The organism is Lacinutrix algicola (assembly GCF_001418085.1).
Classification (GTDB): Bacteria; Bacteroidota; Bacteroidia; order Flavobacteriales; family Flavobacteriaceae; genus Lacinutrix; species Lacinutrix algicola.
Genome location: NZ_LIQH01000030.1, coordinates 62395 through 88152 on the forward strand (window position 1 = coordinate 62395; position 25758 = coordinate 88152).

Consider the following 25758-nt stretch of genomic DNA (forward strand, 5'->3'; position numbering starts at 1 on the left):
AGGAATGATATAAAATAATTTTTAATTTATGAGGTTCCTTTTTTCAAAGGAATGTTAATCTACAGTAATACGAGTACCTTCACTATGACTACTAAACTCTGGAGCATACATACTCTGGATAGTTGTAATACCATTACTCATATTTCCTGCATTGCTTACACGTAAATCGTATTCAAAAACATAAATACCTTTTGGTAAATAATCGAAAAAGAAATTTGTTGATGCATCTTTTGTTGCTTCGTAATACCCTAAACCATCTTGGTATTTATATTTAGAAATAACATTTACAGGTTCTAAGCCTGCTGCTCTCATATCTTTCATGTGTACAAATTCCATAGCACGATCACTTCGTAATTCTATACGCACTCTTACTAAATCTCCAATTTCAAGTTTTGTGTCTTTTGTAATATCTGTTATTACTTCACCTTTATCTGTATTTGTTTTTTTGAAGAGTTTTTTCTTTAGTTTTAACGGTGTTTCAGCTGAAGTTATTTTATCTAAGTCCTCGAAATATTGCCAGTATAAACTTCCCCAAGCAATACCATTTCCTTTTTTAATGATTTTCACATCAGCCATTTCTGGTGTAATCTCAGATCCATTCCAAGCTATTTTATAATAACCAGTTCCAGCTTCTACTTTTACAGCCTCCAATTTAGAAGGTTCTATAGGTTTGTTACCAATAACAACTTCAACCATATCTGTAACACTTAACCAATCGCTACCTTGAAGTAATAAAGCATAAACAGCATCAGTAGTTGCTTTCGTGGTTTTCCAACGGTTAGTTTGCTTGTTTTTTAGTAACCAGATTTTAAGCTCGTCTATTGTGCTTGTATTTTTTGCTTCGTTTTGAATGGTAGTTCCTGCTTCATAGAATGCTTCAATCATTAATGCTTGTGTTTCAATTGGTGCTTGATACCAATGCCAAGAATTTGTATTTGATTTCCAATACATGCCTAATTCTTCGCTTGTAATACTTGTTTCTTTTAACGCGTTTAAAATTTTAGCTGTCGTTACTTCGTCTTTATTTCTATAAGTAACCAACGCCATCATGCCTTTTGCATATAATGGTCTTTTTAACCAATACGTTTTAATTTGAGAATGGTAATAATCCATAATTTCACGTACTTCTTTACTTGGCTTATTCTCTGGGAAGAAGCTTCGCATATACAAATAGTGCAATTGTGTATAACTTAAACGGTCTACATTTAAGTCTGCATCTTTGTCGTATTTTCTAATGTCTTTGTATTCTTTAATAAATTCTGCATCAAGATATCTTAAAGCCTTATCAATCATTTTAGACGTCTCGTCGGAGTTTATCCTGAGCGCAGTCGAAGGACTCGACGTAACATCAAGCTTTTTAAGATGCCCAAAACCAGTAATAATATGTTGAGTGATATATCTATTCGCACGATAATTGCCAAACCAAGACCATGCACCACTAGACATTTGATTTTGCTTTAGTTTCTTTTTAGCTTTAGATAATTCGTTATTCATTTTGTTTAAATCGAATAACAATGCAATACGTTTTTTCTGTTCGGTTTCACTTTGCGCATCTCTTAACCATGGTGTTTCCTGTATTAAAATAGATTTTAATTCTTGGTTCTTTTCTAAGTTGCTTAATAAAGCATCTGTGTTTTTCCATTGGTTAAAAACGGCCTGAATTCTAGGATTCGAATTTGCAATATGGCTTGCCAAGGCATTCGCATAAAAACGCGAGAAGGTTTGCTCGTTACATTCATAAGGATATTCCATTAAATAAGGCAAGGCTTGTACTGCGTACCAAGCTGGATTACTCGTCATTTCTAAAGTTAGTTTATGGTTTTTAAGCGTCGTTGAGGTGTTAGTCTTTAACTTATCTAAGGTGAATGTTTTGGTTTGATTACTGCGAATCCATAGTGGTAAACTTTCTGTTACTAACATTCTATTGGTTAAAACAGGTAATGCGTTTTGTTCACCATCACTATAATTACCAGACTTAGCAATTATTTTATATTGAATAGCTTGTACATTATCTGTTACATCTAAATTCCAACTAACGCTTGTGTTGCCTTTTGCATCTACAGTAAAACCAAGTTCGTTATATGAATTTGATAATGCGTTATCTATGGATTCACCTGTTAAAGCATCAAACAATTGAAGCACAGCAACACCTTTTAACTCTTTGTCTGTTAGATTAGAAATTTTAGTAGAGATTTTAATTTGATCGCCTTGACGTAAAAAACGTGGCACGTTTGGCAACACCATTAATTCTTTTTGGGTTACTGTTGTAAGCGATGTTGTTGCGTTTTTTAAAGTTTTAGTATGTGCTAATAATTGCAATTTCCATTTGGTTAAAGCTTCTGGTGTTGTAAAACTGAAGCTTATTTCTCCTTTTTCATCTGTTTGTAATTGCGGAAAGAAAAATGCGGTTTCTTGAAGGTTTTTACGGATTGTTACATCACTGAAATCTGTTTTTTTGTTTTCATTGTATTCACCATCATCATTTTTTGGATTCCATGATTCGTCATTTGCGAGTTTATCATTTGACATAAAAGCGATATCTTCTTCGGGCTCATTCATATTCATTGCCATTACTGGAGCAGACATCTTTTTATTATTCATAACCACAACCTCTTCCATCATAATTTCGTCATCAACAACTTGAATTCCAGCAACTCTTCCTCTTAATGATCTTATAAGATTATTTCGACCACTTAAAGTCAGCCCAAACGAATTCAATTGATCATATTGCTGAGTTGGTGTATAGTTCTTAAAAGAAACATTTCTATTAATATTAAACCCTGTACTACCAAAACTCTTATTTGCATTACGTCTAAAACTAGAGTAGTAGGTATAACGATAAATAGGATTAAAACTCCAGTTATGAGGTTTAAATTCATCTAAAGAAGCATCGTACATACTTGCTAGAAGTTCAGCAGCAACTTTATCTCCTTTTGGTCCTTTAATTTTAAATTTCCAAGTTTCGTCTGTTCCAGGTTGTAGTTTGTCTCTAAAGCTTAGCGTTTCAATTTCTAAATCGGTTTTAGGATATGGAACATTTATTTTAACCGTATTAGTATGAAAACTATTAAAAGCAGCAAAACTGTAATGTATTGCAAAGCCACCAAGATCTTTTGGTGTTACAGGAATACGAATAGACTTCTTGTTTCTGTTTAATTTTACGATGTATGTATTAATAATTTTATGTTCCTTTTCTACGTCTACAGTAACCCAAATATTATCTGCAGCAGTTGCTAATGTTAACTCTACGGTATCACTAGTAGTGTAAGTCTCTTTGTTTGTTGTAATCTGGAATAATTGGTTGTCTGCCAATAGTTGGTCTTTCTCGCTAAACGCTCTTGTTTTTGCTTCGTCTTTTACTGCTTGTCCAAATTTATCTTTGGTTTCTAGTAGTATAATGTATTCACCCGAATTCCATTTTTTAATGTTTCCTAAATCTAATGTTTTAGACTTTTCGGTATCGAATTTTTTATCGAAAACAAGCGCTCCTTTTTTCCAGTTTTCGGGCTGGTGTTCGTTTGTATAAGCTTCGTGAGGGAAACGTTGTTTAAATTCGGTTTCTGTAAAATTTTGATAATCTGGCGCATTCCAAGGTCTTGGTCGTAACACGTTATTTGATGCTAATAATTTGTAAACTTTAAGCGTACCTTTTGCAGGAACAAATTCACCATTTAGGTTTTTAGTATCTATTGTTATTTTATGGTCTTTAATGGTTTTGTCTAAACTGTTTTCAATTCCAATGGTAGCAGTCAAGGCATGATAGCCAACATTTACAATGGTTGTAGTGCTTCTTGTTTCTCCATTAATATCTGTAACATCTGCAGTAATTTCGTATTTAAAAATGGGTAAACTTGTTTTATCCACACTTTCGTCTGGAATGGCTTTAAAAGTAATCTCGTAATTTCCAGAAGCGTCTGTTGTGGTTTCACCTTGTGTAATTTCCTGACCTTGATCTACAGTATTGTTAGGTTGTCTCCAATAATACCATCGTGGATATTGCACATTTCGTTTTACACGATACACAACTTTTGCATCGCTAATAGTCGCACCTGCAAAAGCTAAAGCTTCGCCTATAACTTTTACGCTGTCGTTAACTTTTACGGTTTCGGTAATAGGTTTAAAATTGGTTTCGAATTTAGGACGTTTATATTCTTCAACCGAAATATTTGCATAACCACTATGTGAGTTATTGCCTTGTAAACGAATAGCAAAGTTACCTGTTAATCCGCTATCTGGTAAAATAAACTCTCCGGCAACAGATCCATAATCGTTAGTTTTTAATTCGAGTGCTTTAACGGTTTCTCCATTAACATTAGTAAGGATCGCTTTTATATTTTGGTTTACAATAACATGAGACTTATTGTCCTCCGTTTTCATTGTAATACCTTTAAAAAAGACTGTTTGTCCAGGTCTGTAAATACTTCTATCTGTAAATACAAAAGTATTATATCTTGGTTTTTCATCTCTATTTCTATCTCTATAATAATTGTTTATATATAGATTATTGTAGTAGGCGACGTCTCCCGAAGCTATAATTTTTACATTAACAGTATTTCTTCTTTTGCGCGTTTTACTAATGGTTAATTTACCTTTAGAATTGGTAGTCGTGTTAACAGTTTCTATTTCTTCGTTTCCATAATTGTAATGTAATTCTACATTAGCATTAGCAATAGGTTCTCCGTTGTTTCTATTAATAAATTGTAGATGTTTTTTTTGAGAATCGTCATGTTCCAACATTGCAATATTGGTAAACTGTACTAATGTATGTGCTTTAAAATTTTCTTTTAAAGTTTTGGTGTTTGCAGTTATTATATAACGACCGTTGTTTAATTTAGGTAACGAAATTTCTGTGGTATGCGTTTGGAAATCTTTTTCATTTTTAAGTTTTGCATCCCAATGCATTTCGGTATCTAATTTTTTAATAAAGTCTTGCTGTTCGTTATCTCTATATATTTTTGTGAACGTTTTATATTGTTTCTCTGTAAGCTTATAAACGGCAAGATTAATAGCATCTAAAGCTTTATAAGTTATTAAAAGTCTTGCTTCGGTTTGAGTAGGAAGTATACTTTCCGTAGTAACTTGTAACGTTGGGTTTTCCATGTGCTGTTTTAATACAGCACATTGTTGGGCACCTTTACTTTTTGGGAACTTTATAATTGCGGCATCACAAATAGCAATCGCTTCTTTAATTTTCCAACGTGCTTCAGTATTGGTTCTGCTATTGTAAGCATTGCCTTGAGCATTGTAAATAGAGGCTAATTGATAGCTGTATAAAGCAGATACTTCGTGGGTTTTGTGGTTTTTAATTTCCGCTTTAAGCGCATTTATAAAAACAGCATCTTTATTATTAATTGTAATATGCTGTTTTACATTAGTTAAACGCTCTATGTTGACTGCTGCTAAAGCATAAGGTTCTTTGTCTTTTAAATGAAATTTTATAAGCTCTTTATATAATTTTAAAGCATTTAATTGTAGAGAAGATGAGTCTTTAGAAACGATGTTTAAATTAGCATATTCATTTGAAGCCGATAAATAACTAGCATCGTTTATAATAAATTTATAGGCAGGTCTTGTAATTCTACTTTCGTTATGATTATAGAATTTAAGTGCATTGTGCGCTAAAAAATCGAAAAGTGTTGGTCTGTAAATTTTAGAACCTTCATTTTTATTTAGTAAAACATCGAAATCTTTTAAATCGGTTTGTTGCAAAATCAATCCGTTGTCTAAAGAATTTTTGTAGCTTATATGTATTTCTTCAAAAAGTGTTTCTAAATCCCAAGTTCTAAAATCTTCGGTGTCTACTTTTTCATTAGTTTTTGTACGGTTGTAAAATTTCCATCTGTTTTGCTGAAAATATTGCCAGTATAATGTTGCCAAAATATTCTCTAACACATTTTTAGTTGGTGCGTTAGTTCTATTTATTTCAGCTTTAAAAGCATTAATAATACTAAGTTGCGCATCTTCTTCAAGCGTAAGCATAAACTTGCTTTTAAAAAGCATTATTTTAATAAGTTGCGGCGAATTGTTTTCGGCTTTTGCCTTAGTTTCAATTTTTTCTAAAGCTTTTAATGCAGATTTTGGCAAACCTTCAATTTCAAAATTCTCAACGTCGGTCCATAAATTGGAATAGTTATTGGTTTGAGAGAAAGAAGTATTGGCAAAAAGAATAATCATTAATATGGAAACTAATTTGTTCATTTTATACATTTTTAAGGCAATATAATTACGAAGTCTTATTAAGAAAACACTAAATGTGTGACATAGACGTTTCAGTGAGTAAACTAAGCGTTATTAAAAGTAAAGCTTTTATTTTCGTTGAGGAAATCAAAAACAATACCAATAGATTATTATTTTAGCGCTAACTTATAAATTATGAAAAACACCTTGCTAGTATTATTCTTTTTACCTCTAATTTTATTAGGGCAAACTTCTGTTTTAGAAGCTGAAGCAATGCTGAATAATAAGCAATTTACCAAAGCTGAAAAAAGTTTGATATCTTATTTAGAAGCAAATCCTGATGACATTAAGGCTACCGAATTACTAGGTGATGCTTACGGACATCAAGAAAAGTGGGACAATGCTATTGTGTATTACAAAAAGCTAGTAGTGGCAAAACCAAACGAAGCCAATTTTCATTATAAATATGGCGGTGCTTTAGGTATGAAAGCTTTAGTAATTAGTAAAATAAAAGCCTTAGGGATTATAGGTGATGTAAAAAGTGCTTTTTTAAAAGCGGCAGAACTTGATCCTAAACATATAGATGCACGTTGGGCGTTAGTAGAATTATACATGCAATTGCCAGGTATAATTGGTGGTAGTAAAAGCAAAAGTTTTAAGTATGCTAACGAGCTAGAAAACCTATCTAAAGTAGATGGTTATTTAGCTAAAGGTTATATTTACGAATACGATAACGAACCAGAATTAGCCGAAAAATTTTATAAAAAGGCCATTGAAGAAGGCGGTTCTATTACTTGTTATGATAAACTAACAAAACTTTACGAAAAAGAAGGGAAATCTACTGAGGCAATTAACAATCTTGAGGCCGCACATTTAAAACATCAACGCAATGCGATGCATTACCAAATAGGGAAGGTGTGTGCAGATTATAATGTACAGTTAGAAAAAGGTGAGTTTTGCCTTAAGGTTTATATAAAAAATTATAGTGCTAAAGATGGTGTGCCAAAAGCATGGGCATATTACAGGTTAGCACAAATTTACAAGCATAAAAAAGATAAAGAACAGGCAACAGTTTGGATAGATAAAGCGATTGTTAGTTTGCCTAAAATTGACATTTTTAAGGCGTTTAAGGAAGCGATTGAGAGTTTATAAGCTTTCTATTTATATATTAAGAACGAAACGAAGAATCTCTTTGCTTAAGTGATTAAAGATTCTTCATTCATTCTTTCTTCCGAATAACAAGTGGTATGGGAAAGCATATTTTTATTTCATATATAAAACAACTATAAAAATCACTTCAAAAATCAGCTATCAATTACTATCTTTGAATACTTCAAAATAAAAACATGAACGTACATTTTATAGCCATTGGGGGTAGCGCAATGCACAACCTGGCACTAGCATTACATAATAAAGGATACCAAGTAACAGGAAGCGACGATACTATTTTTGAGCCTTCAAAATCAAGATTAGAAGCCAAAGATTTGTTGCCTGAAGCTTTTGGATGGTTTCCAGAAAAAATAACTTCTAATTTAGATGCTATTGTTTTAGGAATGCATGCTAAAAAAGATAACCCAGAGCTATTAAAAGCTCAAGAACTTGGCTTAAAAATTTATAGTTACCCAGAGTTTTTATACGAGCAGTCTAAACATAAAACCAGAGTAGTAATTGGTGGAAGTCATGGTAAAACAACTATTACTTCTATGATTTTACATGTTATGCATTATCATGATCGCGATGTCGATTATATGGTAGGTGCACAATTGGAAGGTTTTGATGTTATGGTGAAACTAACCGAAGAGAACGATTTTATTGTGCTTGAAGGAGACGAATATTTAAGTTCGCCAATAGATAGAAGACCAAAATTTCATTTATATAAACCAAATATAGCTTTGTTAAGTGGTATTGCGTGGGATCATATTAATGTGTTTCCAACGTACGAAAACTATGTAGAGCAGTTTAGTGTTTTTGTAGATTCTATAGTACAAGGCGGAAGCATTAATTATAACGAAGAAGATGCTGAGGTTAAAAGAGTAGTGGAGGCAAGCGAGAATCAAATTAGAAAAATTGCTTACCAAACTCCAGAATATACTGTTGAAAACGGAGAAACATTATTAGAAACACCAGAAGGTCCATTACCAATAGAGGTTTTTGGAAAGCATAATTTAAACAATCTTGCAGGAGCAAAATGGATTTGCCAACATATGGGAATTGATGAAGACGATTTCTACGAAGCAATTTCGACTTTTAAAGGCGCAAGTAAACGTTTAGAGAAAATAGCAGAAAGCAAAAATAGTGTCGCTTATAAAGATTTTGCGCACTCACCAAGTAAAGTAGAAGCGACTACAAATGCTGTAAAAGAACAATATGCAAATAGAACTTTAGTAGCCTGTTTAGAATTACACACTTATAGTAGTTTAAATGCTGAGTTTTTAAAAGAATACAAAGGAGCTCTTGATGCTGCCGATGTTGCCGTTGTTTTTTATTCTCCTCATGCAGTAGAAATTAAAAAGCTTGAAGAAGTTACAAAAGAACAAATAGCGAATGCTTTCGAGCGCGACGATTTAATTATCTATACTAATCCAGAGGAATTTAAAGACTTTTTATTCTCTCAGAATTTTGATGATAAAGCTTTATTATTAATGAGTTCTGGTAATTATGGTGGATTGGATTTTGATGCTGTAAAAGATTTGGTTGGGTAAGGTTTTTGGAAGGTTCGTTTAACGGCTTTGTGTGTGGCTTTCGTTGCGTGTTTAGGTAACTAAGTTAGTAAAAATGGAACGAACCAGAGGAAAATCCGCAGGATTTTCCATTTAATTCATTGTTATAGTAATGAACAATACACGTTACCTGTAGTTTAACTTTAGAATTAAATTGAAGAATCCAAAATATATAAAATATCATATTAACCATAAAAGACAATAATCTTTCCGTTAGGTTCTATGAAAACATGGTTTATTTTGAAATCTTTGTTAGTAATAAATAGGTTTTTTATTAAATCATATTTGTCAAAAAACACACTTTTTGTTATATCTTCTTTAATCTCTGAATCCTTAGACCCAAATACGTAAGACTGAATTTTATCGGAATGAGCATATATCCAACTCCAATATCTTTCATTTTCAAGAACTTTTTCTAAATGCTTATTGTTTTCATCAAAAAGATGAATCAATGTATTTTTATTAGGATTAAAATCTGAACCAATTATTTTCTTTAAAGCAGAATACACTTGATTTAGCTGGTTGGAATCTAATTTACTATAGTTTTCTTTATAGATTATTTTTTTAATCCTTTGATTATCTGATTTTGATTTTATTATATAGAGTTTGTTTTTATCAATAGATTTGAATTTCTCCTTAGAGATTTCCTTGTTCTTTTCATCCAAATAAATAGTTTTTTTACTTTTCTGAGCGCTGCAATTTTGAGAATAAATGAGGATTAATAATAGGAAGATTAAGTTTTTCATAATTACAGGTAATGTTTCGTTGATATAAAAGCGTTTCAATGTTTTATATCATACGTTAAACGAAGTTCGACTATTTTTTTGACAAAGTCAAGTGTTTAATTATTCAAAAACACCATCTAAAAACACCTTAACACTCTCTTGGTTAGCTCGAAGTAATTCCGCTCTAGCGTTTTTAATGTCCTTTGGATGCTTGTCTTGAGACAGCTTAAATTTTCCTTCCCAAGACTCAATTTCAATCTCAAATAGTTTTATATAGTTGAGGTTGGCATCTAATCTTGGGTTATCTCCATCCAAAACATATTTATGGTCGGGTGCTTCTAAAAATTTGGTCATATCTATAAGCGATGCTTTTAAAGCCTCTGTACTTTCTATAGCACTTACTTTACCTTTTAGGTGTACTCGAATATAGTTCCAGGTTGGCAATTGTGTAGTACTATAAATACTAGGTGAAATATAACATTGCGGACCGTAAAACAATATTGTTACATCGTTATTGCCTTTTAATAATTCGGTTTGTGGATTGTAAATATCTATGTGCCCCACCAATTTGTTATCCTTTAAAATTAAAGGCAAATGTGTAATTATAGGCTCATTGTCTTTAACAGAAATAAGCGTTGCTAATGGATAGGTTTTAATCACTTCAATAATGTGATTTCTATCGTTGTCTTGATGGTGTTTTGGTGGATATTTCAATATGTTTTGTCATTCCTGTGAAGGCAGGAATCTTTTTATTTATAGTTAATCAATCTAATAAACTGAAATTTACAACAATTAAACCAACTTATAAATTAATAGTGTTGAGGTGAAAGTGCTTCATTATAAAGTCGTTAAAAAAATGTAGATTTACTAAATGACAGATAAAGCAGCTTCATTCTCTATAAAAAACTGGTCTCAAGACGATCAACCTAGAGAAAAACTAAGAGATAAAGGCAAAGCAACGTTAAGCGATGCCGAGTTGGTTGCCATATTAATAGGTTCTGGAAACAGAGAGGAAAGTGCCGTTGGTTTATGCAAACGTATTTTGGCTAGCGCAGATAATAATCTAAGCGAACTTGGTAAGCTATCCATTAAACAACTTATGGAATTTAAAGGTATTGGTGAAGCAAAAGCCATTTCTATTGTTGCTGCTTTAGAGTTGGGAAGACGTAGAAGAGGAGGAGAGGCTTTAGAGCGTAAAAAGATAACGTCTAGTAAATCGGTTTTTGAACTTATGCAACCATTAATTGGTGAGTTACCACACGAAGAATTTTGGATTGTTTATTTAAACAATTCTAATAAAGTTATCCAGAAAAACCAATTAAGCAAAGGAGGTATTACAGGCACTTTGGTAGATGTGCGTTTGGCACTTAAAATAGCTTTAGAAGTTGGAGCAGTTGGTATTATATTATCACATAACCATCCATCAGGAACTTTAAAACCAAGTCAAGCCGATAAAGATCTTACTTTAAAGTTAAAAATGGCAGGCCAAAGTTTAGATATTAAAGTGCTGGATCATTTAATTATTACAGAAAGCGCTTATTTTAGCTTTGCAGATGAAAACATACTTTAAAAATAAATTCTAATAAATTCTCGAAACATTTCTTGATTATTGAAGATTACAATTGGAATTTGGTATTTTTAACTTTTGGAATTTGCCATAACCTATGCTATTAGTTTACACTCATAAAATTACACCAAGACTACGTTACACGTTTAAGCAAATATGTACGCGAATTTTAGGTATACCTGTGAGTTTTACTGCCACTGTAGAAGATTTTATAGCGCACGACAGTTTAAAAATGTCTTATTCAAGACAACCTTTAGGTAACGAGTTTTTTATTCGTTCTCAAGAGTTGCTTTTCGAGCAAGGTTTAAGCGATGTTGAAATTAAGGTAAGCGATTGGGAGGAAACCAAATGTTTTTTTGCTAATGGAGAGCAAAGCGCTTTACCATTCGATGTTTTTGCAGCATCATTTTATTTATTAAGCCGTTACGAAGAATATTTACCGCACGTAAAAGACGAGTTTGGTCGTTTTACGGCAGAAGAAAGTTTGGCTTTTAATAATGGTTTTTTAAGACAACCAGTTGTAGATATTTGGGCGTTTAAATTTAGAAAAGCATTAGAATTACAATTCCCAGAATTTTTATTTCCAGAGCGACAGTATAAAATTACACCAGTAATAGATGTGCCAATGGCATATAATTATAAATTAAAAGGGATTATGCGTACTATTGGTGGTACGTTTAGTGATTTATTTCGTTTGAGATTAAAAAACATTTATAAACGCTATTCTGTGATTTTTGGTTTTAAACACGATCCTTTTGATACCTTCAAGTATATCATTAATAAGCAGAAACAAGTTAAAGATAAGTTTGTGTTTTTCTTTTTAATTGGTGATTTATCTACTTATGATAAGAATATTAATGCTCAAAAAAGTAAATTTATTTCTCTAATAAAGGAAGTAGGAGACTACTCTAGAATAGGACTAAAAGCTTCTTATTTTGCTTTAAATAATATTTCAATTCTTAAAACCGAAAAGTTGAGAATGGAAGCGATAATTAACCAAGATTTATGCGCATCTAGACAATCTTTTTCAAAATTAAACTTACCGGAATCTTATAGGAATCTAGTAGAATTAGAAATTCCAGAAGATTTTACAATGGGTTATATTAACCATATTGGTTTTCGTGCTGGAACATGTACACCTTTCTTTTTCTACGATTTAGATTACGAAATTCAAACACCATTACGTATAAATACATATCATGTTCTTGATAACGCATTATTAAAATACCAGTCTACTTTAGATAAGAAAATGCACCTTAACAGAATAATTAAAGAGGTTAAAAATGTTAATGGTGAGTTTGTTTCTGTGTTTCATAATTATACCTTTGGTGCTTATCCTATATGGAAAGCCTACAAGGAACTTTTTAATATTATACTAGATTCTACAAATGAAAACTAAAATTACAGATGTCTTTTTCGATTTGGACCATACACTTTGGGACTTCGATAAAAACTCCGCTTTAACGTTTGAAATTATTTTTAGAAAAAACAATGTTGTTGTGGATTTAGATCGTTTTTCAGAAGTTTACCAACCAATAAATTTAAAATATTGGAAAATGTATAGAGATGAGAAAGTCTCTAAAGGTAATTTGCGATATGGAAGACTTAAAGATTCTTTCGATGCATTAAAAATGGTTGTTCAGGATGATATTATACATCAATTATCTATAGATTATATAGACAACTTAACAACATACAATCATGTTTTCGATGGTACAATTGAAATATTAGACTATTTAAAGTCGAAATATAAATTGCATATTATTACAAATGGATTTGAAGCAGTGCAACAAGTAAAATTAGAAAAATCTAAAATAGCACACTATTTTGATACTGTTACAAGTTCTGAAACCGTTGGTGTTAAAAAACCAAATCCTAAAGTCTTTAATCATGCTTTAAAAATGGCTAATATCTCTAAAGAGAGAGGTATAATGATTGGAGATAATTACGAAGCCGATATTCTTGGAGCATTAAATATTGGTTTAGATGCTATTTGTTATAATTACCATAAGGTAGATTTAGAAAACGAAATAAAAGAAGTCAATCACTTACTAGAATTAAAGAAATACTTATAAATATTATTATGAAAAAAACAGTTTTAATTTTACTAGCTTTAGTCGTTTTTACATCAGTATCTGCACAGCAAAGCTTAAACGATTATAAATATATTGTTATTCCAAATAAGTTCGATTTTTTAAAAGAAGCAGATCAGTATAGATTAAATTCTTTAACAAAATTTTTATTCGAAAAATATAATTTCGAAACCTTAATGGAAGATGAAGTTTTACCAAGCGATTATGGAAAAAATAACTGCCTTGGCTTAAAAGCAGATTTATTAAAAGAGTCGACTATGTTTAAAACGAAGTTAGTTGTGCAATTAAAAAACTGCAAAAATCAGGTTGTTTATACAAGTTCAGAAGGAGAATCTAGAGATAAAAATTATAAAATCGCTTATAACCAAGCCTTAAGAAAAGCATTTAAAAGTATTGAAAGCGCTAATTATAGTTATAATCCAGAAAATGTAATTTTATTAACTAGTAGCACGCAAGATGTAGCAGAAGAGCAGGAGGAAATTAAGATATTAAAAGAAGAAATAGAAAACCTAAAAAACGAAAAGGAAGTAGCCGTTAAAGAATCTAAAGTTAAGGATGAAGTAGTGGCTAAAGTCAAAGAAACGGTTTCTGTTTCTCAATCTCCAAATACTTTAAAGAGAGTAAACGTTTTATACGCACAAAAAACACAAAATGGTTTTCAACTAGTAGATAGTACACCAAAAGTGGTTTACATTATTAAAGAAACTGGAATGTCTAATGTTTATTTAGTTGAAGGTAAAAATGCAATATTATATAAACTAGATGCAAACTGGATATTAGAATATTACGAGAATACTAAACTGCAAACTAAAATTGTAAACATTAAGTTTTAGTTTTTCTAAAATTTTAAATTAATAACCATACTTTTCTTTCCAACGCGATTTTAAAAAATCGCGTTGCGCATTTTCTCTAGCATTATCACCTGGATTATAAAATTTAGTGTTCACGATCTCTTTAGGTAAAAATTCTTGAGAGGCAAAGTTGTTCTCATAATCATGAGAATATTTATAATCTTCACCATAACCTATCTCTTTCATAAGTTTGGTTGGTGCATTACGCATAGCTAGTGGTACCGATAAATCTCCGGTTTGTTTAACTAATTGTTGTGCATTACCAATAGCCATATACGCAGCATTACTTTTAGGAGAACATGCTAAATATGTTGCACATTGGCTCAATATTATACGAGATTCAGGATAGCCAATAGTCGTAACAGCTTGAAATGTTGTATTTGCCATTACTAATGCCGTAGGATTTGCATTACCAATATCCTCACTCGCTAAAATAAGTAAACGTCTAGCAATAAATTTTACGTCTTCTCCTCCTTCTACCATTCGTGCTAAATAATATACAGCAGCATTTGGGTCGCTACCACGAATAGATTTTATAAACGCCGAAACAATATCATAATGTTGCTCTCCAGTTTTATCGTAACGCACAGTGTTGTTTTGTACCTTATCCAAAACCAATTCATTAGTAATTGTTACTTTGTTAGAAGCTTCAGAATTTACAATAAGCTCAAAAATATTTAATAATTTTCTTGCATCACCTCCAGATAGTCTTAGTAAAGCATCGGTTTCTTTAAGCTTTATGCTTTTCTTAGATATTTCTGTGTCAGTTTCTATAGCACGTTTTAAAAGCACCTCTAAATCGTTTTTCTCAAACGGTTTAAGAATATAAACCTGACAGCGTGACAATAAAGCAGGAATAACCTCAAAACTAGGATTTTCGGTTGTTGCACCAATTAAAGTAACCCATCCTTTTTCTACAGCTTGTAAAAGAGAATCTTGTTGAGATTTGCTAAATCTGTGAATTTCATCTATAAAAAGTATTGGGTTTTTAGTAGTAAATAAACCACCGCTTTGTTTTGCTTTTTCTATTACATCGCGCACATCTTTAACTCCAGAACTAATTGCACTTAATGTATAAAAAGGTCTGCCAGATGTTTCTGCAATAATATTAGCAAGCGTTGTTTTTCCTATTCCTGGAGGTCCCCAAAAAATCATCGAGGCAATCATGCCTAAATTAATTTGCTTAGTAAGTGTTCCGTTTTCACCAACCAAATGTGCTTGGCTTACGTAATCTTCTAGTGTTTTAGGTCTTAATCTTTCTGCTAAAGGAATATTCATAAAGTAAAATTAATCTTTTTTTTGTTTTATGGCGTGCCTTTTTTGCTCATACTTCACAAAAAAAGTCAGGCTCTCACTACTCAATCTTTTGCCAAAAAAGCAAAAGGATTTCAAACAAACCGTTCCATCCTTCACGCAACTGACATTGTTACAATTTTTAACAATTGGATTATAAATTGCTATATTTATTCAAACATGAAAAAACAACATCAACCTTTTACTTTTTCGTTAGATACACTTTTGTATCCACTATTATTTGTTCTTTTAATTTGGCTGGTGTTTGCAATCGAAATTCGGTTTGGCTTGCGTTTTAATAAGTATGGCGTTTATCCACAAACTTTAAAAGGATTGCAAGGTATTTTGTTTAGTCCATTTATTCATTCGGGTATTAAACATTTATACTCCAATACTGTTCCTTTGTTTGTGTTGTCATCAGTACTATTTTATTTTTATAGACCCATCGCATTTAAGGTGGTAATCTATGGAATCCTACTCTCTGGCTTTATAACTTGGGTAATAGGTAGGCCATCTTATCATATAGGAGCAAGTGGCTTAATTTATGTGCTATTCAGTTTTAACTTTTTTAAAGGCATTTTTGCTCGACATTATAAGCTAATTGCTCTATCATTAGTTGTAGTCTTTATTTATGGCAGTATGTTTATGTATGCTTTTCCAATAGACGAACAAATATCTTGGGAAGGACATACTGCTGGTTTAATAGCAGGATTAGTTTTCGCTTTAATTTTTAGAAAAGAAATAGTAAAAGTAAAGCGTTACAAATGGGAAGAACCCAACTACAATGAAGAAGAAGATGAATTCTTAAAGTATTTTGATGAAAGCGGAAACTTTATAGAATTACCTCCCGAGAATGAATGGTTCTCTGAAACATCTGAAATTTCGAGTGAGATTTCAGATATAAATTACATATTTAAAGAAAATAAGGATTAAAATTATAAACGTTGTCTAACGGCTTCATATAAAAGTACCACAAGCAACAGAAACGTTTAAAGATTCTATTTCGCCAAGTATTGGTAATTTAGCTTTAGCATCAACAAGTTTTAATACCGATGGATTAATACTACGGCCTTCACTACCCATAATAATAGCACAAGGCTCTTTAAAAGAAACATCAAAAATAGTATCGTCTGTTTTTTCTGTAGCTGCTACTACTTTTATGCCACAAGATTGCATAAACTATTTAGTTTTTAATTATTTTTCTTGTAATAGATCCATCATCAGTATTAATTTTAATTAAGTAAATTCCTGACGATAAATCTTCGATATTTACTGTATTTGTATTATCAATTACTTTTAATAATTGACCTGATATTGTGTAAATCTCTACTTTTTTAATTTCTTTTAAAGCCTCAATGGTAAAGTAATCTAAAACAGGATTGGGATGAATTTTAATTTGTGATTCCTTTAATGCGTAATCTACAACATTAAGGATATTACAGAATAAGTTTGAATTTGCTTCTATTGTGGTACCAGGAGTTAAGTCTCTTCCAATAAATGCCGGATAATCTAGAGAATATTTAATGGCACGGAATACTAAATTATTTGACGGCGTGTCTCCTTGTGTCAATATTTCTATTGTACTATCAGGATTAATATATTCCCAAACTATATTCCTATCGGAATCAATCTCAAAAAAATATCCAGAATCTGCATCACAAATTAAAGTATTTCCGTTTTGTAGTCTTTGACCACTAGACATAAGTTCCGAAAAGAAATTAGTTTGATTAGGCGCTTGATATTGCCATTCTTGATCTAATGGAGAATAACCATTTACCGAATCAAAATAATAGACTCCGGGAGAAGATTGATCAGGATTAATTATATCTACAGAAGAATAGCCTAATGTATTACCATTATTAAAAATCATTATTTTGCCTGCATCATTAAGTCCATCAGGAATCCAATGTGGATAATGTTGAGAAAATAGTTTTTGATCATCATCTGTACCACAGTTGTAGGCTTTTGGGTTTCCCCAACGGTATAAAAAATCTCCACCTTTAGCATAAATACCACCAGAATGAGTAGCAGCTTCTGCAGTAGTTGTAGAGTGATCAATTATATATATCTCACTTAAATGTCTAGAACTCATTATTATTTGGTCAAGACTTTCATTATATTGAATAGAGTTAAAATGTAACCAATTAGCTTCTCCATTACCGTTATTCAAAAAATTAATATCGAGTAATTGTGGACTGTTTTTTACAGAACCGAAATTATCTTTATTAAAATCAAAATCTTGTACAAGATGATCTTTAATATTCCATTCCCAAACAATATTAGCTTCTGTGTTATCTATTGGTTGGAGTTCTAATATTTGTTCGTTATATAGTTTGTTTTCAGGGATCCTTGATGGATTTCTTCCTGCTTGAATAGCTTCAGAGTTAGTAAGAGTAGTTACTGCTAACATTAATATATTACCATTTGGTAAAGGATATATATCATGATGTTGTGACATTAAAGGTGATGAATATGTATATTCCCATAGTAGATTATTGTCCCAATCAAATAATTCTATTTTACCACCCAAACCCCCCAAACTAATATCAGAATTAGTAATTTTAGCCGTCCGTAATAGATTGCCATTTTCTAAAAGATAAACAGAAGCACCAGGTAAAAAGTTACTAGTCCATTGGTTAATTATTTGGCCACAATTATTTATTAAATAAGTCTGGTTTGATGTTGTTGGCGCAAATAGTGTATAGGCATTGTATGCGGCATCGGTATTTAACAATGTACCCACAGTATTTTGGCTTGAACTAGAATGACTAGCAAGTAAACAAATTATAAATATTAATAAATTTTTCATAACCATCTTTTACAATTAAGCAGGAATAACCTCGAAAGTTGGGTTTTTATTCGTTTTCTATTATCTGCCTTTTTGTTTATACTTCAAAAAAAAGTAAGACTCTCTCACTATTTAATCTTTTGTCTAATAATTGGATAATAAATTACAGATATAAAGAAAATAAATATTAAAATTATAAACGTTGTCTCACCGCTTCATATAAAAAAGCACCACAAGCAACTGAAACGTTAAGTGATTCTATTTCACCAAGTAAAGGTAATTTAGCTTTAGCATCTACAAGTTTTAATACCGAAGGATTTATACCACGACCTTCACTACCCATAATAATAGCACAAGGCTCTTTAAAAGAAACATCAAAAATAGTGTCGTCTGTTTTTTCTGTAGCTGCTACTACTTTTATGCCACAAGATTGCATATGAAACATGGCATCTTTAATATGGTCAACTTTACAAATTGGCACTTTAAATACAGCACCTGCACTTGTTTTTATAGTATCTCCATTAACTGGTGCTCCACCTTTTTTTGAATAATTATACCATGTACTCCTGTACATTCTGCGGTTCTAATTATAGCTCCAAAATTTCTAACATCACTAATTTGATCTAATAGAAGAAATAGGGGAGTAACACCACTTTCAATGGTTTTCTCTACTAAAGTATCTAAGTCGTGAAATTCTATTGCAGAAATTTGTGCAACAACACCTTGGTGGTTATTTTTTGTTAATCTGTTAAGTTTTTCTACAGGTACGTAAGACGAGTTAATTCCTTTTCGTCTTAAAAGACCTTCTAATTCTGAAAACAGCTCTCCTTTTAGTCCTTTTTGTAAAAAAACTTTATCTATTGTTTCGTTTGCGTTTATAGCTTCAATAACAGCTCTTAAACCAAATATTTGTGTATTATCTTTCATTGGTGTAAAGGTATAAAAAAAGAGCCTGATATAAATCAGGCTCTTTAAAATAATTACTTGTATAAATTTATAAAATATAAATTATAGGCTATTTTTATGAGTAGTAATATATGCAGGTCTTTCAACAGTTGATCTGCTAGACCTTCCAGAAGCAATAACAACATCGTTATAATCTGAAAGTGTATAAATACCAGCATTAATATTAAGCTTAGCAACAACACCATTAAAACTTGCTGCAGCACTATCTGCATTAAAAGCTTGAGATGCGTCTTGAACTATTTCCGCAGATAAAAGATCTTCTTTAGCAAAAGATGCAGTTACAGCAAAAGATGTAGTACTACCAAAACCAGCAAAACCGTTTTCATATAAATCGGTAAAGATGATATAATCTCCATCAGCTAATTGTCCTTCAGTTAATACTATTTGCTCAGGGCAAGCTCCTGTAGCAGCATCAAAAAGACCAATCTCATTTGGCCATGGGTTAGCGATGTCAAATCCTGCAGCAGTAGCTAAGTAAATATCCATATCAGTATTTGCACAAACATCATAGTCAGTTCCAAATAAATTTACAGGACCATTATCCCAACCAAATGTCATAGTAAAATTACTTACACTAGTTATAGTAACAGGAATAGTTATAGCATCATTAACAACAGAAGCAAATTGACCTCTGTTAGCAACAATTCTTAACGTTTTGTTTTCTACTCCTTCAGAAATATTATCTTGTAAAGCAGATATTTCAAAAGTTACAGAAGTTTGTAAAGCAGGTATAATTGCTTGAAAACCATTTGCTGGAGAATCAAAAGAATCAATATGCTCTAAATCTGAATCAAGTTCATCAAGTGCAGAATCACTAACTAATTCTACTCTAAATTCACTATCAGCTGTAGTTGGCTTATCAATTGTAATTGTTACCATTTGTCCAGCTTCGCCTTCAACAAGAACTAAAGGAGTTGTTGTTGCCGTTGCTGTTGGTCTATTGTCTGCAATTTGATCTGTACCATCATAATCGTCACAAGAATTAAATGACGCTATGACAACACATAGACATAAAATTTTATTTATTATTTTCATAGTTTTATTTTTTATAGTTTAGTATATACTGCAGTATAATATGTAGGCTCTCCGTCGAAAGTTACTGCGTAAGTAATTGTAAAGTTACCACTTGCATCAACACTACCAGGGTTTTCTGTATATACTTGATTACTATAAGCTCCTTCAAAAAGACCTTGAGGTTCAACAGTTAAAACACCACATACATCAACAAAAGTAAAACCTTGAGTTGCTGTATAATCACCTGCTGGCCAAAGACCAGTAGTTGTTGTTACAAATGTATTAACAGATGGAGAAAATAAAGTTTCAGTACCATGATTGTATACAGAATTGTCATCTCTTGTTACTACAACACCGTAACTACTAGAATCTAATTCAGATTGACATCCAATAAAAGAAACAGTTACTGTTCTATTTAAATCAGATACAGTTGTACCTGCAGTAGATGTTTGCATTAAATCAATAACTAAAGTAGTTGCTTCTGTAGGACTAAAGTTTCCAGTGTTAACAGCTAATTGAAAGTTTGTAAACAAACCTCCTGCTGGTATTGTAAAAGAACCACTTGTGTCTAAGAAATCAAATTCATTTCCTTCAACAGCAGTACTTAAAGCTTCATTTATCTCATAAGTGATAACAACTCCGTTAGCAGGTGTTGAACCATCATTACCTCCTAAAAAGATAACTGGAATATCTCTAGTTATAGTTCCTAAATCTTCGAAGTAGCTAAATCTAGTAGATGGCTCTTGGAAACCATAGATGTAGTCTCCTTCTCCAGCGTAAAGATAAGTTGATTCATCATCTTCTGAGCACGATACCGATACTAATCCAATTAATGCAAAAAGGATTAGACTAAAAATTTTTTTACTTGTTTTCATAATTTTTCTTTTTTTTTATTCGTTCCAAAATACCTTAGTTGTATATGCTGAATTAGTATTTTGCGATGGAACATTTTGCGAATTACCAATTAATTCAGAACTAGGATAAAGTAGTCTAAAAGGTTTTGTACTTTGTTGAGCAGTAGTTGCTAATGGAATTACAGGGTAACCTGTTCTAGTGTAATCGATGTAAGATTCAATAGCATTTAATCCATTTGTAGCTAACCATTTTTGCGTCATGATAGTTTCAAGTTTATTAGTGCTAGCATCCCAACCTTGGTTAGAAGCAAGATAGTTTCCTATGTCTGCACCTAATAAAGTGAATGAAGCTTCAACACCTGATTCAAATAGAGCTTTTGGATCTCCAGTTAAACTTAAGTTAAGAGCAGCTTCAGACTGTAAGAAATAACTTTCAGAAGCAGTCATCATGTAACCATCTTGACTAGCAGATATTATAATTCCAGGGCCTAATATAGAAAGTGCAGAAGGAGTAGTTGGGTCAGAACTTACAGCTCCTTGTATAACACCACTGTAACTACCATCTGAAGCTGGTGCATAAAGTCTTTCTCTTCTAGAGTCAGATACACCAGTTAAAGATCCATTTAAATACTTCATAGCATAATCACCTGCAACAACAAATTGTCTTGTAGTTGTAGCTATACCATCTGTTGTAAAGAATCTATCCCAGAAAGGATTTTGCTTATCTGTAGTAGCTTCATATCCAGGGTTAATTGTAACATCAGTAGTTAAGAACTCAACTGAATTTAATGTTGCCATTTTAGAAGCTACATAAGTTTGAGAATCAGCAGAAGTTGCATCAGATTCTCTTACTAATAACCTTAATTTTAAAGTGTTTGCAAAACGTTCCCATTGTGCCATATCACCACCAAAAACGATATCTGCATTCCCAGGATTACTTCCTGTACTAGCATTAATTAAAGTGATTGCTTCTTCTAAATTACTATATAAACTACGGTAGATAGTTAAATCATCGTCATAAGCAGGATATAAATTAGCTCCACCTAGCCAAGCTTGAGAATATGGTGCATCACCATATAAATCTACTATGTATTGCATGTAGAAAGTCTTTGCAATTAAAGCGATTGCTTTATGGTTGCTATATGCAGGATCCTCATTAGTAATAATGTTTTGGAAATTTGCAAGTCTAATGTAGGTATTATCCCATACAGTAGAATAAAAAGTATTGTCTATATCTAAAGAATATTCAGTTACAAATCCACTAGAGAAAGAGTTAATGTTCGCTCCCCAGTTGTACATAAATACGTTACCCAGCTGATTAGTTGTAGCTGAATGACCATCGTATGCACGTTTTAATGCGCCAGCTAAAATCAAGTCCGGAGTTACAACACTTGCTGTAGCAGAATTTGGACTGTCATTTATGTCAAGGTACTCTTCACCACAAGAAAATACTGTGATAAAGCCCAATGCTATTATAAATTTACTAATATGTTTTTTCATTTTTCTTTTTTTTAAAATGTTAAGTTTACGTTAAACCCGTAGAATTTAGTAGAAGGATATTGCCCAATTGCAGCGAATCCTCCTGTAGCTACAGTAGAAGATTCTGGATCAGCGAAACCTTCGTTTCCTTCAGCTAATTTCACGAAAGGGTTTCTAGCTGTGATACCAAATTTAAGTTCTTCTAAAAACGTATTCTTTAAGTAATTCTGAGGGAAAGCATAAGATAATGAAAGCTCTCTTACTTTAAATGCAGTTGCATCAACGATAAAGTTTTCAGTTGTTGTATAGTACTGCTCAGTATAATATGTAACGTAATCAGCATAAGATGTTCCTCCTGTTGGAACAGTTGTGTTAGCAACATAAGTTCCTGGAGTAGTTTCGATTACAGAGTTAGGGAAAATAAATGGCCCTCTTCCGCTTTCTACTGATTCTTGTAAATAACCACTTCTCGCAAGTTCTGCTTTAGTTGCACTATAAAATTGGTGACCAGTTCTATAATCCATTACTGCAGATAAGTTGAAACCTTTATAATTAATACTTGTATTTAATCCTAAGATATAATCAGGAGTTGTTTTACCTAATTCAACAAATTCTGAAGCTTTTTGAGGATTTCCATTAGAATTAATTATTACTCTTCCTTGGCTATCTCTATCATATCCTGTACCGTAAATTAAAGGAAACTCTTCTCCTTCGATTGCGAAGAATCCAATATCAGCATTAGATGCTACAGATAATCTACCTGTTTGATCTGTAATCTTATCTACAATAGTTTTGTTAGTAGCATAAGAAACATTAACATCCCAATTTAATCCACCTTTAACTTTAGATTTAATAGGTGTAAATCCTAAATCAATCTCGTAACCATCAGTAGTTGTCTCACCAATGTTTATTGTTGCATTAGTAAGTCCTGAAGTATAAGAAGGATCTGTTCCTAAGATTTGATTTGTGTTTTTAGAATTATAGTAAGAACCATCTAATGTAATACGGTTATTAAAGAACCCTAAGTTAATGTTTGCTTCTTGAGAATTAATGAATTGATTCTGTAATAAAGGATCAGTTTCAGATGTAGACTGTATAAAAGAGTTTTGACCATTGAATGGGAAACCGCTAGCTTGTACATATGTTGCATTTGTTTGGTATGCAGCAACATCAGCAGTACCAACTTTTACAGCACTTAAACTAATTTTTGCGTAATTTAATACATCACCTTTTAAACCATCAAAAGCTTTTGTTGGGATGAAAGATAAACCAGCACTTGGGTAAAAGAAAGATCTGTTTTCTTTAGCTAATACAGATGTCCAGTCATTTCTACCAGTAATATTTACGTAAAGAAAATCTTTATATCCAAAATCTAAGTTAGCAAATACACCAATACCTCTTGATCTACTTTCACTGTTAGTAGTAATAGGTGTAGAAGAACCGTTAGAAAGATTGTATAATCCTGCTATTGTTAAATCTGTAACAGAAGAACTTTGAGTAAAGAATAAATTATCTGTAATGTTATTACCAACATTTGCTTTAAATGAAATATCATCAGTTAACATGTAATCGAAGTTTACTAATATATCAGAATAAATATTTCTGAATCTGTTTTCTCCAACAGCATAGGTTGATTGTACGTTACGAGCGAATCCAGTAATGTCTTCGATGTAAGTAGGGTCATTGTAAGCATTTGTATAAGAAGAAGAATTTCTAGCCGCTGTACTAACGTTACCTCTATATACGAAATTAATGTTGTCATTAAGTTCATAACTTAATTCAATAGTTGAGTTAAAACGATCTTCTCTAGCAAATGATCTAGCATTGTTTTGTACCCATGTTGGATTTAAGTAATATCCATTCCAGTGCCCTTCGTTAGTACCATTGTAAGCACCAAGTTGAACGTTAGTAGGAGTTTCTAATAAAGCTTCGTATAACGTAGCATCACCATCTGCTCCTGCATTCATAGCAATTTGCGTATTAGAAGTAGTGTAAGTTACAGAACCTCCAACAGTTAATTTACCTAATTTCTTTCCTGCTTTTAAGTTAAAAGTGTTTCTTTTAAGTTCATCATTTTCAACAATAAACTCAGTTCTTTGATCACTTCCAAAAAAGTTAATATAACCTTCATCTAAGTTACCACCAGAAAAACTTACACTATTTTGAAAAGTAGTACCAGTTTGAAAGAAGTCTTTAATGTTATCATTATTTCCTTCGTATACAAAGTTATTAAAAGTTCCATCTGCATTAGGTAAACCTACTGGCTGTGAACTTCCATCATAAGCTGGTCCCCAAGCACCATTCTCATAAACATACTGTAAACCATTCCATCCTTGACCATAAGTAGTCTGTCTTTCTGGAATGAAAGCGACATCTTCTAATTGTACAGAAGATGATACAGTAACTTTAAATTTGTCACTTCCTCTATCTGAACCTTTTTTAGTTGTAACAATAATTACACCGTTACCACCTTGTTGTCCGTATAAAGCTGCACCGTTTGCACCTTTTATTACGTTTACAGATTCAATTAATTTAGGATCTAATGCTTGTAATAAACCTGCAGAAGAAACGGCGTTATCAATAACAATAAGCGCTTCGTTGTTTCCTGTTAAAGAACGTATACCTCTTAAAGTAATAGAGGTAGAAGAGTTAGCACCCGTGTTAGTTTGGCTAATTTGTAAACCAGAAACTTTTCCAGTTAAACTAGAAATTACATTTGGATTTTCTGCTTGAGTAAGCACCTCAGCTTTTACAACCTTATTAGATGTTGTAATTTCATCTGGCTTTCTCTTAATACCTAATGCAGTAATTACAACTTCTTCTAATGCATTTTCTTGCATAATGAAGCTGATATTGCTTTCTGCACCTACTGTTTCTTCAACTGTGTTACCAACATAAGAGAATACAAGTACATCTCCTGTATTTGCTGAAATTGAATATTTACCGTCAAAATCTGTTGTAGTACCATTACTAGTACCTTTAACAAGAACATTTACTCCAGGTAACGGTAGATTGTCTCCATCGGAGATGGTACCTGAAATAGTTTTTCCTTGTGCGAACGTGAGTTGCACAACAAACGCTAGTAATAGCGTTAAAATTCCACTAAACTTTGTTTTCATTTTATATTTTATTTGAATTAGTCTGTGTCAAAAATCATAATAAAAAGTTAATAAAACAATAATTAATGGTTAAAATTTCATTTTTTTTCAAAAAAAAGAATTTTTTAAGAGA

At 31.9% G+C, this 25758-nt stretch carries 16 protein-coding genes and 2 pseudogenes; 7 read left to right on the forward strand and 11 right to left on the reverse strand.

Annotation, left to right across the window (positions count from 1 at the left end; translation table 11 throughout):
* Positions 1–54: 54 nt before the first annotated feature.
* Complete coding sequence (locus tag ASC41_RS05750; protein ID WP_055435686.1) at positions 55–6198, reverse strand: alpha-2-macroglobulin family protein; 6144 nt, start codon at positions 6196–6198, stop codon at positions 55–57.
* A gap of 174 nt (positions 6199–6372) precedes the next feature.
* Between ASC41_RS05750 and ASC41_RS05755 the strand changes: the two genes are divergently transcribed.
* Positions 6373–7329 (forward strand): tetratricopeptide repeat protein, encoded by a 957-nt coding sequence (locus ASC41_RS05755; protein ID WP_055435687.1) that lies wholly within the window; start codon positions 6373–6375, stop codon positions 7327–7329.
* Between the two features lie 194 nt (positions 7330–7523).
* The gene (locus tag ASC41_RS05760) at positions 7524–8879 is read left to right on the forward strand and encodes a UDP-N-acetylmuramate--L-alanine ligase (protein WP_055435688.1); all 1356 of its coding nucleotides are present in this window, start codon (positions 7524–7526) and stop codon (positions 8877–8879) included.
* Positions 8880–9082: 203 nt separating this feature from the next.
* Here ASC41_RS05760 and ASC41_RS05765 read toward each other — a convergent pair whose 3' ends face one another.
* Positions 9083–9643, reverse strand: coding sequence for a hypothetical protein (locus ASC41_RS05765; protein ID WP_055435689.1), 561 nt, complete (start codon positions 9641–9643; stop codon positions 9083–9085).
* Between the two features lie 99 nt (positions 9644–9742).
* The gene (locus tag ASC41_RS05770) at positions 9743–10336 is read right to left on the reverse strand and encodes an FMN-binding negative transcriptional regulator (RefSeq protein ID WP_055435690.1); all 594 of its coding nucleotides are present in this window, start codon (positions 10334–10336) and stop codon (positions 9743–9745) included.
* A 157-nt stretch (positions 10337–10493) separates the two neighbouring features.
* Between ASC41_RS05770 and radC the strand changes: the two genes are divergently transcribed.
* The 4 genes from radC (at position 10494) to ASC41_RS05790 (ending at position 14115) form a co-directional block, all read left to right on the forward strand.
* On the forward strand, positions 10494–11192 hold the full coding sequence (radC, locus tag ASC41_RS05775) for a RadC family protein (RefSeq protein ID WP_055435691.1): 699 nt from the start codon (positions 10494–10496) through the stop codon (positions 11190–11192).
* Positions 11193–11286: 94 nt separating this feature from the next.
* A complete protein-coding gene (locus tag ASC41_RS05780; RefSeq protein WP_055435692.1) occupies positions 11287–12588 on the forward strand; it encodes a polysaccharide deacetylase family protein in 1302 nt (433 codons plus the stop codon).
* Positions 12578–13264 (forward strand): YjjG family noncanonical pyrimidine nucleotidase, encoded by a 687-nt coding sequence (locus ASC41_RS05785; RefSeq protein ID WP_055435693.1) that lies wholly within the window; start codon positions 12578–12580, stop codon positions 13262–13264. The genes ASC41_RS05780 and ASC41_RS05785 overlap by 11 nt, the downstream gene beginning before the upstream one ends.
* 8 nt (positions 13265–13272) lie before the next feature.
* Positions 13273–14115, forward strand: a complete 843-nt coding sequence (locus ASC41_RS05790) for a hypothetical protein (protein WP_055435694.1) — start codon at positions 13273–13275, stop codon at positions 14113–14115.
* A gap of 18 nt (positions 14116–14133) precedes the next feature.
* Here ASC41_RS05790 and ASC41_RS05795 read toward each other — a convergent pair whose 3' ends face one another.
* Positions 14134–15411 (reverse strand): replication-associated recombination protein A, encoded by a 1278-nt coding sequence (locus ASC41_RS05795; RefSeq protein WP_055435695.1) that lies wholly within the window; start codon positions 15409–15411, stop codon positions 14134–14136.
* Positions 15412–15606: 195 nt separating this feature from the next.
* On the opposite strand from ASC41_RS05795, the gene ASC41_RS05800 reads away from it, so the two are divergent.
* The gene (locus ASC41_RS05800) at positions 15607–16359 is read left to right on the forward strand and encodes a rhomboid family intramembrane serine protease (protein ID WP_055435766.1); all 753 of its coding nucleotides are present in this window, start codon (positions 15607–15609) and stop codon (positions 16357–16359) included.
* 2 nt (positions 16360–16361) lie between these two features.
* Here ASC41_RS05800 and ASC41_RS05805 read toward each other — a convergent pair.
* The 7 genes and pseudogenes from ASC41_RS05805 to ASC41_RS05835 form a co-directional block, all read right to left on the reverse strand.
* A pseudogene (locus ASC41_RS05805) lies at positions 16362–16605 on the reverse strand (TrmH family RNA methyltransferase); the annotation flags it as partial.
* Positions 16606–16609: 4 nt separating this feature from the next.
* The gene (locus ASC41_RS05810; protein WP_055435767.1) at positions 16610–18235 is read right to left on the reverse strand and encodes an aryl-sulfate sulfotransferase; all 1626 of its coding nucleotides are present in this window, start codon (positions 18233–18235) and stop codon (positions 16610–16612) included.
* 172 nt (positions 18236–18407) lie between these two features.
* A pseudogene (rlmB, locus tag ASC41_RS05815) lies at positions 18408–19141 on the reverse strand (23S rRNA (guanosine(2251)-2'-O)-methyltransferase RlmB).
* A gap of 81 nt (positions 19142–19222) precedes the next feature.
* A complete protein-coding gene (locus ASC41_RS05820) occupies positions 19223–20215 on the reverse strand; it encodes a hypothetical protein (RefSeq protein WP_055435697.1) in 993 nt (330 codons plus the stop codon).
* 11 nt (positions 20216–20226) lie between these two features.
* Positions 20227–21069, reverse strand: coding sequence for a hypothetical protein (locus tag ASC41_RS05825; protein WP_055435698.1), 843 nt, complete (start codon positions 21067–21069; stop codon positions 20227–20229).
* A gap of 15 nt (positions 21070–21084) precedes the next feature.
* On the reverse strand, positions 21085–22548 hold the full coding sequence (locus ASC41_RS05830) for a SusD/RagB family nutrient-binding outer membrane lipoprotein (protein WP_055435699.1): 1464 nt from the start codon (positions 22546–22548) through the stop codon (positions 21085–21087).
* Between the two features lie 11 nt (positions 22549–22559).
* Complete coding sequence (locus ASC41_RS05835) at positions 22560–25646, reverse strand: SusC/RagA family TonB-linked outer membrane protein (protein WP_055435700.1); 3087 nt, start codon at positions 25644–25646, stop codon at positions 22560–22562.
* Between the last annotated feature and the right edge of the window lie 112 nt (positions 25647–25758).

Bases quoted from the DNA above. Each gene is read 5' to 3' on its own strand.
- ASC41_RS05760 (WP_055435688.1), top strand. From the start codon at position 7,524: ATGAACGTACATTTTATAGCCATTGGGGGTAGCGCAATGCACAACCTG.
- ASC41_RS05785 (WP_055435693.1), top strand. From the start codon at position 12,578: ATGAAAACTAAAATTACAGATGTCTTTTTCGATTTGGACCATACACTT.
- ASC41_RS05810 (WP_055435767.1), bottom strand. From the start codon at position 18,235: ATGAAAAATTTATTAATATTTATAATTTGTTTACTTGCTAGTCATTCT.
- radC (WP_055435691.1), top strand. From the start codon at position 10,494: ATGACAGATAAAGCAGCTTCATTCTCTATAAAAAACTGGTCTCAAGAC.
- ASC41_RS05765 (WP_055435689.1), bottom strand. From the start codon at position 9,643: ATGAAAAACTTAATCTTCCTATTATTAATCCTCATTTATTCTCAAAAT.
- ASC41_RS05825 (WP_055435698.1), bottom strand. From the start codon at position 21,069: ATGAAAACAAGTAAAAAAATTTTTAGTCTAATCCTTTTTGCATTAATT.
- ASC41_RS05800 (WP_055435766.1), top strand. From the start codon at position 15,607: ATGAAAAAACAACATCAACCTTTTACTTTTTCGTTAGATACACTTTTG.
- ASC41_RS05795 (WP_055435695.1), bottom strand. From the start codon at position 15,411: ATGAATATTCCTTTAGCAGAAAGATTAAGACCTAAAACACTAGAAGAT.
- ASC41_RS05820 (WP_055435697.1), bottom strand. From the start codon at position 20,215: ATGAAAATAATAAATAAAATTTTATGTCTATGTGTTGTCATAGCGTCA.
- ASC41_RS05790 (WP_055435694.1), top strand. From the start codon at position 13,273: ATGAAAAAAACAGTTTTAATTTTACTAGCTTTAGTCGTTTTTACATCA.
- ASC41_RS05780 (WP_055435692.1), top strand. From the start codon at position 11,287: ATGCTATTAGTTTACACTCATAAAATTACACCAAGACTACGTTACACG.
- ASC41_RS05835 (WP_055435700.1), bottom strand. From the start codon at position 25,646: ATGAAAACAAAGTTTAGTGGAATTTTAACGCTATTACTAGCGTTTGTT.
- ASC41_RS05755 (WP_055435687.1), top strand. From the start codon at position 6,373: ATGAAAAACACCTTGCTAGTATTATTCTTTTTACCTCTAATTTTATTA.
- ASC41_RS05750 (WP_055435686.1), bottom strand. From the start codon at position 6,198: ATGAACAAATTAGTTTCCATATTAATGATTATTCTTTTTGCCAATACT.
- ASC41_RS05830 (WP_055435699.1), bottom strand. From the start codon at position 22,548: ATGAAAAAACATATTAGTAAATTTATAATAGCATTGGGCTTTATCACA.